Here is a 13,342-nt window from a genome sequence, read left to right as displayed (position 1 = left end):
ATATGAATATTGCGCTCCATCATTTCCGTTTGGTTGATACAATTTCTAAAGAAGGATCGCTTACAAAAGCAGCCGCAACTTTGCACTTAACACAGTCGGCGCTGAGCCATCAATTGAAAGAATTGGAGCGCGAAATGGACATTGAAGTTTTTCACCGGCAGGGTAAAAAACTCCATCTTAGCGAGCAGGGATACCGCTTCCTGCGGAGTGCCGAAAAGATTCTGGCCGAGCTGAATTCGCTGGAGGAAGACATCCAGAATTACAAGAACGGCAAGACCGGAAAACTCACCATCAGTATGCAATGTTACACGGCATACCACTGGTTGCCGGGCATCATCAAATATTACAAAAACCGCTGGCCTGATATCAATATCCACATTTTATCGGATGCAACACGCCGTCCGCTGGAGTATTTAATGCGCGGCGAACTGGATATTGGCATAGTGCGTACGCAGATGATAAACACCAAAATTGTGTATGAGCCTATCTTTGAAGACCAGCTTGTGGCAGTAATTTGTACCGATCATCCGCTGGCAAAAAAGGACATTATCAGCGTATCTGACTTCCAGGACGAGGAACTCATTTTACCGTTGTATGATCCATCATACCAGGATACGCCGGTGATTGAAGCCCTCATCCAGGCGCAGCAGGTAAAGCCCAAAACGCTGCACCGCATTCACTATACCGATGCCACTATCGAGATGGTAAACGCAGGCCTTGGCATCAGCGTTATGGCCGACTGGATTGTGAAACCATACCTCAATGGTCGCAACATTGTGACAAAACCCTTGCATCATACCATCGCCCAACGCACCTGGTACGCCGCTACTATCAAACAAACTCCGGCCATCCAGAATTTCTTGGAATGTTTAAAAATGCATTTTTCTATTAACGGATTGATAGGTCAACCGGCCGAAGAAGCGTTGGCGGTAATGGCCGAAGTGGTATAACATATTTTTTACTATATGTACCAAGCTTGCGAAGTCCCAAAAACCTCGCATTTTTTTTGACACATATCAGGCTACACAATATCTGCAGGCGTGTAACTTTAATACCCCGCATGAAAGTAATTTTTTAAACGGCGAAACAGTAAACAGCCCCGCAGCCAGTTTTGTGGTTGGGCTGATGTTTGCCTATATACATAATTTGTAGCGGGTAGGAAGGGCAATAGCTGGAACATGGTTTTAACTTCCCGCATGACCAGTCTGTACTCCCGGGCTGCTTAGGTTGATGAGATTTTAACTTCACTTTTTTTAAAGCCCTGCCGCTAATCAATGGGGACTTAGCTGCAACTCAGGATTTTTTACTTTCAATTTCCTGGTAAATGCTGGTCAGTACATCATCCGGTAGTTTATCGCCCGATACCTGGCGCCAGTTGCCGGCATGCTCAATTTGGGCAATTATCCGGCCATCATAAGCGATGGTAAATTGGTTGTTTTGCGGGATTACCTCAAGGCCGTTCATACCGCCGTTAAAGTAAACCTGCACATAAAAACTGTTATTGGTAATCATAGCTCATCATGGGTTAATGCCACCGTCATAGGATACCTGTTGGTTAAGCCCGAGGCCTTCAAGCGCCAGGCCAATGTTAATGAGCAGGCCCGGATCTACGTGATGGTCATCGCCGGGGCGCCACACGCCCGATTTGTGTACAATAAAGAATCCCGATCCGTTGGGATGACGGATGCGAAAACCATGCTGGTTGTTCAATTGCTCGGGCTTTGCATCAAGTATCAGCAAAGCGCCGGTAAGCGGGTCTTTCACTTCTATTCGCATAAGCTTTAAAATTGAGGTTACAAATTAGCCGGCCGGCTTTTCGCTGCCATGCCCCCTGTTCTTCAATTCGGCCGCCACGCTGCTTTCATTGGCCGATTCATTTGCAGCTTTACGGCGGATACGTTCGGGCCTGTCGGCGGCTGCCGGGACATCCTCCCTGGTTTTTTGCTTTTTGTTTTCCATGGTGCCACCCCGGCGCGAAATGTAACCGCCGGTTAAAAAAACAACATTGCTGATTGGCGAATGTTTATAAAAATTAAACAAAATAGAGCTCCTTGCTATTGACCTACTGTGTGTACATATCTTTTCAATAAAATAAAAAGTCATTTCGATAGAGCAAGGGAGGGCAAAGAGCGGGAGCGCGAAAGAGAAATCTTTTACTCCCTGCATTCTGATGGTTTGTCGCGATGCAAAGCGTAAAAGATTTTTCGCTAGGCTCGAGGGATAGTTCCTCCTCACCCCAATGCTCAAACCAACCTCGGATTCGTTCGATATGATATTCAGTTTATTTAATGGTAAAATCTAAAAAATGTGTACACAGTAGGTTATTGACAGGTGAAAGTAAACCAGTCTCCATAACACAGGCATTTAGCAAATTTACTGTTGGTACAAGGGATAATCTCGTTACCATTATTGAGTAAAAACCCATATTTTGGTACCATCCAAATTTTATAACAATAAGCAGGCCTTCAACAAAGTATGAATAAAAGATTTACCGGTTTTTTATGGCTTTTAATTCATACTCTTTTTTCCATTAATACCCATGCGCAGGCGCCGGCAAAAAGCGGTCCTGTATTTCAAATTTATGCGGATAGCTTGCCGGCCGTACCCTCAACAGCGTTAAGCAAGGTTGCGGCAGTTGGTAACAGCCTGCTTAAAGTAAATGCAACGTCGCCTGTATTGCCACCCAATATTAAATACCAAAGTCCGCAGGTTTGCATTACCAATACAGTCATTACATCGTTAGCACCTGTCAACACAGGCGGCGCGGTACCGGCGGCAATATACGGTGAGGTAAGCACATTTGCCGGCGGGCGGGCCCCGGTTACCTACGATTCGCAGGGAACAGACGCGGGCTTTAACCTGCCTTCGGGTATTGGTGCCGATGCTGTGGGCAACATTTACGTTTCGGATTTTGGCAGCGGCGCCATCCGGAAAATCTCGCCTGCGGCCAATGTGAACACCATTGCCAACACCAATTCGCCATCGGGGCTGGCGCTTGATAACCAGGGCAATATTTATGTTACCGATTTTTACATCAACAAAATCCTTAAAATCACCCCTACCGGGGTGTCGTCGGTTTTTGCGGGTAGCGGCGCAATCGGCAGTACTGATGGTACAGGCAATGCAGCTTCATTTAACGCGCCGGGTGGCATAGCTATTGATGTTTCGGGCAATATTTACGTGGCCGATCAGCAAAATAACAGCATCCGCATGATTAGCTCTGCAGGTGTAGTTAAAACAATTGCCGGTACCGGTGCAGCAGGTGCCAATAATGCTACTACGGGCCTGGCTGCCACGTTTAACAACCCCGATGGGCTTGCAATTGATAAGCAGGGCAATATTTACGTTGCCGATACCAAAAACAATATGATCAGAAAAATTGCGACTGACGGCTCGGTCACAACCTTTGCGGGCAGTGGGGCAAATGGCAAAAGCGATGGCTTAAAAACCGCGGCCTCCTTTAACTATCCCACCGGGCTGGCAATTGACGCATTGGGTAATTTGTTTGTAGCCGATTATAAAAACCATGCTATCAGGAAAATTACACCCGATGGCCAGGTAACAACCGTTGCCGGCGACGGCAGCGCCGGTAGTGCAAACGGCATTGGCGCTGCTGCAACTTTTAATTACCCCATAGGGCTGGCTTTTGACAGCAGCGGTAATTTATTTATAACCGATTTTGGCAATTACCTGGTAAGAAAAATAAACTTAACCGGCTATACTATTGATAAGCCGCTGCCATCCGGATTGGCATTTGACCCTAAAACCGGTATTATTAGCGGCACGCCAACGGCCGCAACCCCGGCAACCGATTATACCATTACGGCGTATAACGCGGGTGGCAACAGCAGTACAACTATAAATATCCAGGTAAGCGACGTGCCGCTTAAGCCATCAATTATTACCTTTAATTCGTTGCCGCCTGCGGTTAAAAACGTTATAAAACCTAATGTCAGCAGTACCAACCCCGAAACGCCTATTGTTTTAACAAGTAGCGACCCCGCGGTGGCTATAATTACTGCTGATGGCAATATACTGCTAACCGGCGTGGGTTATACAACAATAACGGCTACCCAGGCCAGTAATGCCAATTACAGTGCAGCCGCCCCTGTATCGCGGCAACTTATCGTATACCAGCAGGGGATTATAACTTTCGCCGCCCTGCCGGTTAAGCACCTCAACGATGCCGATTTTGCTCCCGGCGCCAAAAGCAATGTTACAGCCTTCCCCATAACGTATAGCAGCAGCAATCCGCAGGTAGCAACCATTATTAATGGGCTCATTCATGTTACCGGGATAGGCACCACCACTATTACAGCATCGCAGGCAGGCGATATTTTGAACCTTGCCGCAACGCCGGTTACGCAGGAGTTAACCGTTAGCCCGATGCTGGCATTCGGTGTTTTATCTCCAAAAATAGCCTGCGACAATGATTTTGATCCTGGTGCCACCAGCTTAAAACCGATAAGCTACACCAGCAGTAACCCGGCTGTGGCAACCATTGTAAATGGCCAGGTTCATTTGGTTGCCGCAGGCACATCAACCATAACTGCCAGCAGTAACGGCGAGGTACTTACCCGGGTTTTAACAGTTAATACCGTGGTGCAGCCCGCTATATCTATAAGTTCAGATCTGCATAATCCTAATTGCAGTGGTACGGCTATTTTATTTACGGCAAGCCCCACCAATGCAGGTACAAGCCCTGTTTACGCCTGGCAGGTAAATGGTAGTGCTGCCGGTACCAATAGCCCCACATTTTCAAGCAGCACCCTGGCCGACGGCGATGTTGTTACCTGTACACTCACCAATAACAGTACCTGTGCCGGGCCGGTGTCGGCCCAATCAAATGCCATCAGTGTAAATGTAATAACGCCAATTACACTATCGGTAACCATTGCTGCATCTGCCGATGGGGTACGTGCAGGTACCGCCATTACATTTACCGCAAACGCGCAGCCCAGCACCGCCATTACCGCCTACCAGTGGCAGGTGAACGGCGTCAATGTTGGCTTTAATGAAGGCACATTTACCGGCAACACTTTTAACAATGGCGATGTGGTTACCTGTACCGTTGCAACAGCTAATGCCTGCTCGCCGCCTGTTACCAGTAATTTATTGGTTGTTAATATTTTGCCGCCTGTTGTTATAACTGTTGTCAACGCATTTAGTCCCAATGGCGATGGCGTTAACGATACATGGAATATTCCCAACCTTTCCTTTTTCCCTGATTGCGTGGTGAGTGTGTTTAACAGGTACGGGCTTAAGGTGATGCAATCAACCGGTTATACCAAAGCCTGGGATGGCAGGTACGGCGGCAAAACATTACCTGCCGGGGTATATTATTACATCATCGATACCAAAGATAGCAGCAGGGCCAGGCTATCCGGTAATGTTACTATTTTAAGATAAATTACATTTTTGGGCGTTTCCACCACCGGTAGAAGTGGTGGCCGTGCTATCTGCTCATACTGCACGCCCGGTGCTACGCCCACAACCGGCCTTAGGCGCAGGCCGGTATCCGCGGCTATCACTAACGCGAACCTGCTGGTAATTGTGGGCCGGCAGCTATTACCGTGTAAACGGCCTTCGGCTCGAATGCCTGATCCTTAATATTCGTATTTCTTTTGGCAGTACCCGGTATGAAATTCTGTAACTGTCAACTTCAAACGCGTGATTACTTATAAATTTTAGAGATTGGGATTCGGGATTACAATTGTTTCGTGACTTGCTTGTGAGTTTGCAGCTGACAGGTATCTAACATTTCCCCAATAAACCGATGAACTAATGAACCAATAAACTAATATCAAAGCGCTTTTCTCCTGTTTTTAAAAAGATGCTCCACATCATCATGGCTAACAAAATTCCCGGCTTCAATTGCAGCGTCGGCCTGTTCAATCTCGGTATTGTATTCATCAATAAATGCGCTGTTCAGCTCATCCGCACTTTTGTGAACATTGGTCTGGTAGTTATAACGCAGGCTATCCAAAAAAGCCAATAGTACTTTCTCTTCCTGCTCGTTTTTCGTATTTACCAATACGTTCATTAACCAAATTTAACCAAATATTTTTATAAAAACCAAAACTATAAGGCCGGCTATCCAATAGGATAGTAAATCCAAAGAAAGAGTTCCGGTTTGTACAATTTTGCTACCATCAGTAACAATAGATTTGTGTCAAATATTGTTGTTATGTTTAAAATCACTCTAATTATTACCGCAGCGTTGTCATCGGTGTTTTATACCGGCAATGCCCAGCAAAAAAGTAAAAACCCAGACCTGGCCGAAGCAAAAAAAGCGATAGCCGAAAGTAACCGCGTTTATTTCCAGGCTTTTGTTAAAAACGATCCGGCTATATTTATCAACCGGTATGCAAAAGATTGCTGGATAATGCCGCCAAACGCCCCGGCCATGCAGGGGGCCGATGCACCGCTTAAGTTTTTTAAAATAGCTTATGACAAAATAGGACTGCGGAACGGAAAATTTATTACCCTTGATGTATTTGGCGATGGTGCGCATTATGTAACCGAAGTAGGGCTTTGGAAATCGTATGATGCCAATAACAAATTGTTTGACGAAGGCAAATTCCTGGTATTGTGGAAAAAGACACCCGCAGGCTGGAAGATGTTTCGCGATTCGTTCAGCAGCAACCGTCACAAATAATGCAACAAATTAGGGTTGATATAACAGAAGAACCGTAAATTCACATTAGTAAACTTTCAAAATAATTGGAGTGAATGTTCGATTCTGAATTTATCTATCTCGAAGTTAAAGTCTCCCCTACCCGGGGACATATAGAGGGGGCTCATTATGGAATTTAAACACTTTTTTCCATCGGATATTTTAAAGCCTTATGTGAGGCATTACTATATTTTTGAATCAGATTCGGACTCGAAATTTGAGGATACCGTATTTCCGAGCGGCGATATGGAAGTTATCTTTAACCTGGGTAGTGGTACCTGGGAATCGTCGGTTGATCATAAATTTCTGAAAACACCACCCATTGAGCTATGGGGACAAATTACCAAACCCCTGGCCATCCGCTCGAAGGGCCGGCATACCATGCTGGGCATTAAGTTTTTTACGCATTCGGCGGCCTATTTCTTTAATGACGAAATGGGGGCCTTTAACGACAGGATAACTGATTTTGCTGATGTTATCGGCAATCCCGCAAAAGTACTGCATGCCCGGTTGCTGGAAACAACTGACCAGCTAAAAAGAATAACACTAATAGAAAACTTCCTGGTAAAACGACTCATGGACGGCGAAAAAAGAGCACCAGGGATTGACAGGGTGGCCCATATTTTATCAAGCATAAAAAAAGAACCCGCCGAAAATAACCTGGGCAATATTGCCTCAAAATATGGTATTACGCCGCGTTATCTGCACAAGTTAATTTACCGGCATACCGGTTTGTCGCCATCGTCATTCAACAAAATCATCCGGTTTCAATATAGCCTTAAGCTTATCACCAAAAACGAGCAGCCTTTTACCGCTATCGCTTATGATAGCGGCTATTTTGACCAGTCGCATTTTATCCGCGATTTTAAATCTTTTACAGGCTTTACACCCTCGGCCTACCTGCAAAATATAACCCCGGTAAACCAGCTTTTACAACAATAATTTAAACCGTTCCGGTTTGTACAATTTCGGCATTTGCAGCCGCTATATCTTTGTTTCAACAATTAAAACAAAGGTATAACATGAATAATTTCGAAACATTTTCGCAACTGCACCAAAACCCAACCCCGCTTATTTTAGGAAACATTTGGGATGTAAAGAGTGCACAAATTTTTGAGGCCAATGGCTACCAGGCCATTGGTGTTTCCAGCCAGGCACTGTCAAATGCAATGGGTTACCAGGATGGCGAGAACCTGCCCTTTGAGGTGCTGCTGCAACTGGCCAAGCGGGTTGTCGAGGTAGTTAATATCCCCTTTTCGGTAGATATGGAAGGCGGTTACAGCCGCACTATTGAGGGTATTATTGCCAACATAGATAAACTGCACGATGCAGGCGTGGTTGGCATAAACCTGGAGGATACCATCGCCGGTGCCAGCCGGTACCTGCTGCCTGTTGATGAATTTCAAAAAACGCTGTCGGCAGTGGCAAACCACATCAGCAGGAATAACTTAAAGTTGTTTTTAAACATCCGCACAGATGGTTTCCTGCTGGGCCTGCCATCGGCGCTATCCGAAACACTTATACGCGTTAAAAATTATGAAAACGCGGGAGCCAGCGGCGTTTTTGTGCCCTGCATTACCAATAGCGACGATATTAAGGCGGTTGTGAATGCCACAGGTTTGCCCGTTAACGTCATGTGCATGCCTGCACTGCCCGATTTTGAAGCGTTGGCCTCGCTGGGTGTAAAACGCGTTAGCATGGGGCCGTTTCTTTTTAATAAGGCCTATGATAACGTTGGCAGGCTTGCAGCCGCAGTCATCAGCGATAAAAACTTTTTGTCGATTCTTTAACAATTTCAATTCACCCATAAATTTAATAAACCATGAACTTACCAAAAAGGGCCGAAGATGCCCACGCAACACTGGCCGCCGCTTTTAACACAGGCGATGTAGCCACCGTAATGAGTATGTACGATGTAACCGGCATTATTGTACCCGAACCCAACAAGCCGGTATCGGGCAGGCAACAGTTTGAAGATTCGATAAAAGCCATTTTATCCATCAAAGGAAAAATGGGGATTAAAACGGTGTATTGCCTTCAAACAGGAAGTATCGCCCTTGGCCGCTCGGAGTGGAGCATTACTGATGGCGACGAAGTGAAAGTGGCTGCCAAAGGTATCGAAGTAATGCAGCAGCAAACCGATGGTACCTGGAAAATAATCATCGACCAGGCCTTTGGCGCCGAAGCTGACCTGGTAGCTTAAAACAGTTGTGTAGCATGCTTTAACCGGCCCTGTCTCCTAACGGAGCAGGGCCGGTTAATTTTATAGATACAAGGTGTTTATGAACTGTTAAAGCCGGTTTTTCAGCGCTGATAAGTCGCATTGCAGGTTTTTGTCCCAGTTGCCGGTTGAGGCAGCGGCATCATAGGTAGATTGCATAAATTCAAGCAAAGTAGCTTCGGGATTTGCCGATCGTTGCACTGATTCGTAGGTGAGCAGGAATTCGCCCATTTCGGTGCTGTAAAATGCCTCGGGTGGTGCTACCTGCTGTGTGCCAAAGTCATCCGGGGTAGGGTAACAATATGAATAGAATGTAGGGTGCGGAAATGCATCCGAACCTGCCCAAAAACCGCATGAACTTACTTCGTGCGAATAAGCCTCCTGCATTACGGCTTTGGGCATATTAGGCATAGCGCCCTGGTGCAGGGGCGCTGGCCTGCCCGAAAAACGGGTAACAGCCAAATCAAAACCACCCCAGAAAAAGTGTACCGGGCTGTTCTTGCCCTGGAACCCGGCCCTGAAATCGGTAAATACATTGTGTATGCGTACCAACGCCTGCCAAAAGTTGTGCATTACAGCGGCATCATAGCCGCAGGGAGCATGGTTTTGGGCAAAAGGTATGGCCGGGTCAACCTCGTTGGGTACCGCGTAAATGGTTACATCCACGCCGGCTTGTTGCAGGGTACTTATCAAACCAGTATAAAATTCGGCTACCGTTTTACCGCCTATGGCAAAATCAAGCTTTGCCCCTTCGCTGGTAGTTATCTGTACCTGGTGACTGATGAAATCCATATCAATCTGGAAAACACCGCCTGCATATGGCATGCCGCCGGTAGTTAACCCCGTAGGGCTCACATACAAAGTAACCTGCCACGAATGATTGATCCAGGGCATTTGCTGCAGCCTTATTTTGCCAACTACCTGGGTGTACATGTGTGCAGTGGCAATAGTTTCTTTCAGATCGTGATAATCTAAAACGGGCCAGTTAGGGGTGGAGTGATTGTTCATTTGCTACAGGTTTTTTAAGGAACAATGAGGTAGGGTTTATGTTTTTGACGGTAGTTGATCTGTAACGGCCTGTATTTATATTCAAAAAACGGAAATACTACCCAAATAATAAAGTTAAAGAGTTATAATGCAACAGCTTGCTGCTGTTTTGCGTACTAAGGTACAGCATTGATAATTACCCCAACCTTGCTTCAAAAAGATCAGATTTAGCCTGTTTTAACAAGTATAAAATGAATGTCAATACGGTATTTTCTTTTAATGAAGATCAATTCAACCAACTTTTCCCGTTTTATATTCTCATTAACCAGGACCTTACCATACAATCATGCGGTAACAGTTTAAAAAAGATTTTTGAACAGCCTCCCCAGCGCTTATTTTATGATCACTTTAGCTTAAAACGTCCTGCCAATGTGCCGCCAACATTTGTATCGTTGCGAGGGGTTTGCAAGCAACTGGTAATAGTTGAGGTTAATAACGCATTTAATGATATATTGAGAGGGCAATTTGAACTTCTGCAAAACTCAAACCAGTTACTTTTTATCGGTTCGCCCTGGTTTGATAACATGACAGAAGTAAAACAGCACAAGCTTACCCTGCACGATTTTGCCTTTCACGACCCGTTAATTGACCTTTTGCATGTGCTTAAAACCAAGGATATTGTAAATGACGATTTAAGGCAATTACTTATCACCCTTCACCGCAAAAAAAGCGAATTGAAAAAGGCAACAGATGAAATTCGCGATATAGCGCTTTTTGCTTTACAAAACCCCGATCCCTTGTTTAGGATTGCAACAGATGGTCATGTTTTAATGAGTAACCCTGCAGCAGATCATATCACTTATTTTAATTTCGAGGGTAATACGTACTCCCGCGAAGAATTTTGGAAGCATATTGTCAGGATTCAAACATCTTTTGATATGCCATTTGAGGCGGCTTATGATAACAAGATATACTCTTTTATTTGCCGTTACGTTGCCGACCACAACTATATTAATGTTTATGGCAGGGATGTTACCGAAAAAGAAGAGGTAAAGCACGATAACAGGCACAAAAGCATGGTTTTGGCAAAAGTTGCGTTTGACCAAACCCACCTGATAAGGGCACCACTGGCCAATATTTTAGGACTGATAAACTTGTTGGAGATGAATAAATATGAAGATAAGGTTGATCCGGCTGTATTATCACGTTTGTTGCAGAGCGCAAAAAAACTGGATGCTGTAATTAATGAAATAGTAAATTTGATATAAATGTTATTAATCTTGTTTATTGTGTTCATCTATAGTAACTTGTCGCAGGTTGCTTGCGTTAAAAGTATCATTTGGCAGCCCATAATTTATTTAATACTAAAGAAAAACGGTAACACAAATGCAAATCCTCTTACCAGGCCGGATAATATCGCGAGGCCTGGCATTTTTTTAGCCCAAACTTAAACTTTTAACCATGTACGGAATAGTTAACAAGGCGATAGAAGACTTAGTAGTAGCAAACTTTGGCGAGGATAAGTGGGAAGCGGTAAAACTGCGCACGAAGCTTGATATAGATTTTTTCATCAGCAGCGAACCCTATGACGATGACCTGACCTATAGCCTGGCTAACGCGGTGAGCGACGAAATGGATATGCCTGTTGCCGATGTGCTGGAGGCCTTTGGAGAGTGGTGGATACTGAAAACCGGGAAAGAAAAATACGGGGATTTGATGGAAGCCGGCGGCGAACATCTGAAAGCTTTTTTAATTAATTTGCCGATGTTCCATAACCGCATTATGCTGATATACCCTAAACTGACCCCACCGGAATTCCAGGTTACAGATATTGAAGAAAACAGCATCTCGGTGCATTATTTTTCAAAACGGATTGGCCTTAAATCATTTGTAAGAGGCTTGTTACTGGGCCTGGGCAAAATGTATGGCACGCCTGCGCAGGTTTCGCTTTTAGCCGATAGGGATAACGGCGACGATCATGAAATTTTCCGGGTAAGCTGGTAGGGGAGGAAGCTCAAAGCTAAAGGCCGAAGGCTTAAAGCAGCGCATAGATACCGGAGCAAGGTAAATGTATGGCAAATTATCACATCAAAATGCCGCTCCGGGAACCCTTGCTATCGTATCTGCAGAACTGAAAACGTTTGTTACCGGCGGGCAATAATTCAGGCTGATAAAGAAGGTGCTGCCCAACCCCGGCTCGCTCTTAAACCAAATGTCGCCGCCCTGCAGTTCCACAAAATTTTTGCAAAGCACCAGGCCAAGGCCGGCCCCTTTTTCTTTCCCGGTACCATAGGTAACCTGCTCGCTTATCGAAAATAATTTAGCTTGTTTACCGGCCGGAATGCCCATGCCATTGTCGGCTATCGCGATGGTGCATTTGCCATCTCTTGTATTGGCGCTTATAGTAACCTTACCGCCCGGAAAGGTAAATTTAATGGCATTCATCACCACATTCCTGATCACCAGTTGTAGCATGTCGGGGTCGGCGACCACCCAAATGGTTTCGTCGATATCATGCTGTAGCTCAATCTGCTTCTCGGCCGAAATGCTTTTTAATAGCTGCAAGGTGCCATCCAGCGCATGCAACAGTTGCAGAGGCACCAGTTGTACCTGTACGCCACCCATCTGGCTCTTGGTCCAGGTAAGTACGTTGCCCAGCATTTGCGCGGTATCGCGGGTACGGTTTAGCAACTCATTCTCAATGTTCCGCCTTTCTGTTTCCTCCAGTTTATAATAGGTAAGTAATTCCAGGAAACCCTGTACCGAAGCTAGGGGCTCTTTAAGGTCATGTGCCAGGATAGATAGTAATTTGTTCTTGGTTTCGTTACTGGCAGCCAGTTCTGCGGCTTCATGCTCTGCCCGGCGGCGTTCCTGGTGATAAGCACTCCGGATAAAAGCTATTATAAAAAAAATAAGCGCGGCGATGATAATATAGCTGTACCCAAAATCGGCAAAGCGGTTGTTCTTGTTGGGGTAGGTATCTTTGATCCAGCCGGGGTGCGTCGCTTCCCAGTATATCAACGATAACATTGTTAATACATTTATAGGTAACCAAACCGCGTACTGCTTTTGCGGGATGATGGAAACCGCTATAATGAATGATAACAGGAAGATAGCAAGCGTAGGGCCATTGAGGCCGGAGTTGTCGTAATAATTAGCTATCAGCATCAGGTTGTTGATAACCTGGAATGTGACAATTGCCAGGCGCAGCATTTTATAAAAACGGGATGCATAATAGGCTGCGGCCACAACCAGCAATACCACAAACATAAGCCCTGCCAGCTTGGGCAGGCCAATCATATAATTAAATGGGATGTTGAGCGCAAGCCCGAACATAACGATAATGCAAACGGAATGGAAGATCCGCCCCTCTAAACCGAAATCGGGTTTAAGGCCAATTAACCTATTCCATATTACATTTACCTTACTACTAATCAAACTTTTTAAAGTTAAACGGG

14 protein-coding genes are annotated in these 13,342 nt (G+C 45.4%); 8 read left to right on the top strand and 6 right to left on the bottom strand.

The features are described 5' to 3' along the window. The first annotated feature begins 2 nt into the window (after positions 1-2). Complete coding sequence (locus tag AC1DXF_RS08070; RefSeq protein ID WP_477447796.1) at positions 3-950, top strand: LysR family transcriptional regulator; 948 nt, start codon at positions 3-5, stop codon at positions 948-950. A gap of 343 nt (positions 951-1,293) precedes the next feature. On the opposite strand, the gene AC1DXF_RS08065 is transcribed toward AC1DXF_RS08070, so the two are convergent. The 3 genes from AC1DXF_RS08065 to AC1DXF_RS08055 are packed head-to-tail and all read right to left on the bottom strand — an operon-like array spanning position 1,294 to position 2,040. Then, the gene (locus AC1DXF_RS08065; protein WP_477447795.1) at positions 1,294-1,512 is read right to left on the bottom strand and encodes a hypothetical protein; all 219 of its coding nucleotides are present in this window, start codon (positions 1,510-1,512) and stop codon (positions 1,294-1,296) included. A 6-nt stretch (positions 1,513-1,518) separates the two neighbouring features. Next, complete coding sequence (locus tag AC1DXF_RS08060) at positions 1,519-1,776, bottom strand: hypothetical protein (RefSeq protein ID WP_477447794.1); 258 nt, start codon at positions 1,774-1,776, stop codon at positions 1,519-1,521. Positions 1,777-1,800: 24 nt separating this feature from the next. Continuing rightward, positions 1,801-2,040, bottom strand: a complete 240-nt coding sequence (locus AC1DXF_RS08055; protein WP_477447793.1) for a hypothetical protein — start codon at positions 2,038-2,040, stop codon at positions 1,801-1,803. A 435-nt stretch (positions 2,041-2,475) separates the two neighbouring features. On the opposite strand from AC1DXF_RS08055, the gene AC1DXF_RS08050 reads away from it, so the two are divergent. Continuing rightward, on the top strand, positions 2,476-5,409 hold the full coding sequence (locus tag AC1DXF_RS08050) for a T9SS type B sorting domain-containing protein (protein WP_477447792.1): 2,934 nt from the start codon (positions 2,476-2,478) through the stop codon (positions 5,407-5,409). Between the two features lie 394 nt (positions 5,410-5,803). Here the strand turns inward: AC1DXF_RS08050 and AC1DXF_RS08045 are convergent, their stop codons facing one another. Next, positions 5,804-6,043, bottom strand: coding sequence for a hypothetical protein (locus AC1DXF_RS08045; RefSeq protein ID WP_477447791.1), 240 nt, complete (start codon positions 6,041-6,043; stop codon positions 5,804-5,806). Positions 6,044-6,187: 144 nt separating this feature from the next. Between AC1DXF_RS08045 and AC1DXF_RS08040 the strand changes: the two genes are divergently transcribed. The 4 genes from AC1DXF_RS08040 (at position 6,188) to AC1DXF_RS08025 (ending at position 8,879) form a co-directional block, all read left to right on the top strand. Then, complete coding sequence (locus AC1DXF_RS08040) at positions 6,188-6,658, top strand: YybH family protein (RefSeq protein ID WP_477447790.1); 471 nt, start codon at positions 6,188-6,190, stop codon at positions 6,656-6,658. Between the two features lie 147 nt (positions 6,659-6,805). Continuing rightward, positions 6,806-7,618, top strand: coding sequence for a DUF6597 domain-containing transcriptional factor (locus tag AC1DXF_RS08035; RefSeq protein WP_477447789.1), 813 nt, complete (start codon positions 6,806-6,808; stop codon positions 7,616-7,618). Between the two features lie 80 nt (positions 7,619-7,698). Next, complete coding sequence (locus tag AC1DXF_RS08030; RefSeq protein WP_477447788.1) at positions 7,699-8,466, top strand: isocitrate lyase/PEP mutase family protein; 768 nt, start codon at positions 7,699-7,701, stop codon at positions 8,464-8,466. Positions 8,467-8,498: 32 nt separating this feature from the next. Continuing rightward, positions 8,499-8,879, top strand: coding sequence for a YybH family protein (locus AC1DXF_RS08025; protein ID WP_477447787.1), 381 nt, complete (start codon positions 8,499-8,501; stop codon positions 8,877-8,879). An 87-nt stretch (positions 8,880-8,966) separates the two neighbouring features. Here the strand turns inward: AC1DXF_RS08025 and AC1DXF_RS08020 are convergent, their stop codons facing one another. Continuing rightward, a complete protein-coding gene (locus tag AC1DXF_RS08020) occupies positions 8,967-9,905 on the bottom strand; it encodes a DUF5996 family protein (RefSeq protein ID WP_477447786.1) in 939 nt (312 codons plus the stop codon). 230 nt (positions 9,906-10,135) lie between these two features. Between AC1DXF_RS08020 and AC1DXF_RS08015 the strand changes: the two genes are divergently transcribed. Beyond that, the gene (locus AC1DXF_RS08015; RefSeq protein ID WP_477447785.1) at positions 10,136-11,152 is read left to right on the top strand and encodes a hypothetical protein; all 1,017 of its coding nucleotides are present in this window, start codon (positions 10,136-10,138) and stop codon (positions 11,150-11,152) included. Between the two features lie 193 nt (positions 11,153-11,345). Continuing rightward, a complete protein-coding gene (locus AC1DXF_RS08010; RefSeq protein WP_477447784.1) occupies positions 11,346-11,888 on the top strand; it encodes a heme NO-binding domain-containing protein in 543 nt (180 codons plus the stop codon). Positions 11,889-11,972: 84 nt separating this feature from the next. Here AC1DXF_RS08010 and AC1DXF_RS08005 read toward each other — a convergent pair whose 3' ends face one another. Further along, a complete protein-coding gene (locus AC1DXF_RS08005) occupies positions 11,973-13,322 on the bottom strand; it encodes a sensor histidine kinase (protein WP_477447783.1) in 1,350 nt (449 codons plus the stop codon). Between the last annotated feature and the right edge of the window lie 20 nt (positions 13,323-13,342).

This window comes from Mucilaginibacter sp. P2_A5 (assembly GCF_056404995.1).
This window is presented reverse-complemented; position numbering and strand designations above follow the sequence as displayed.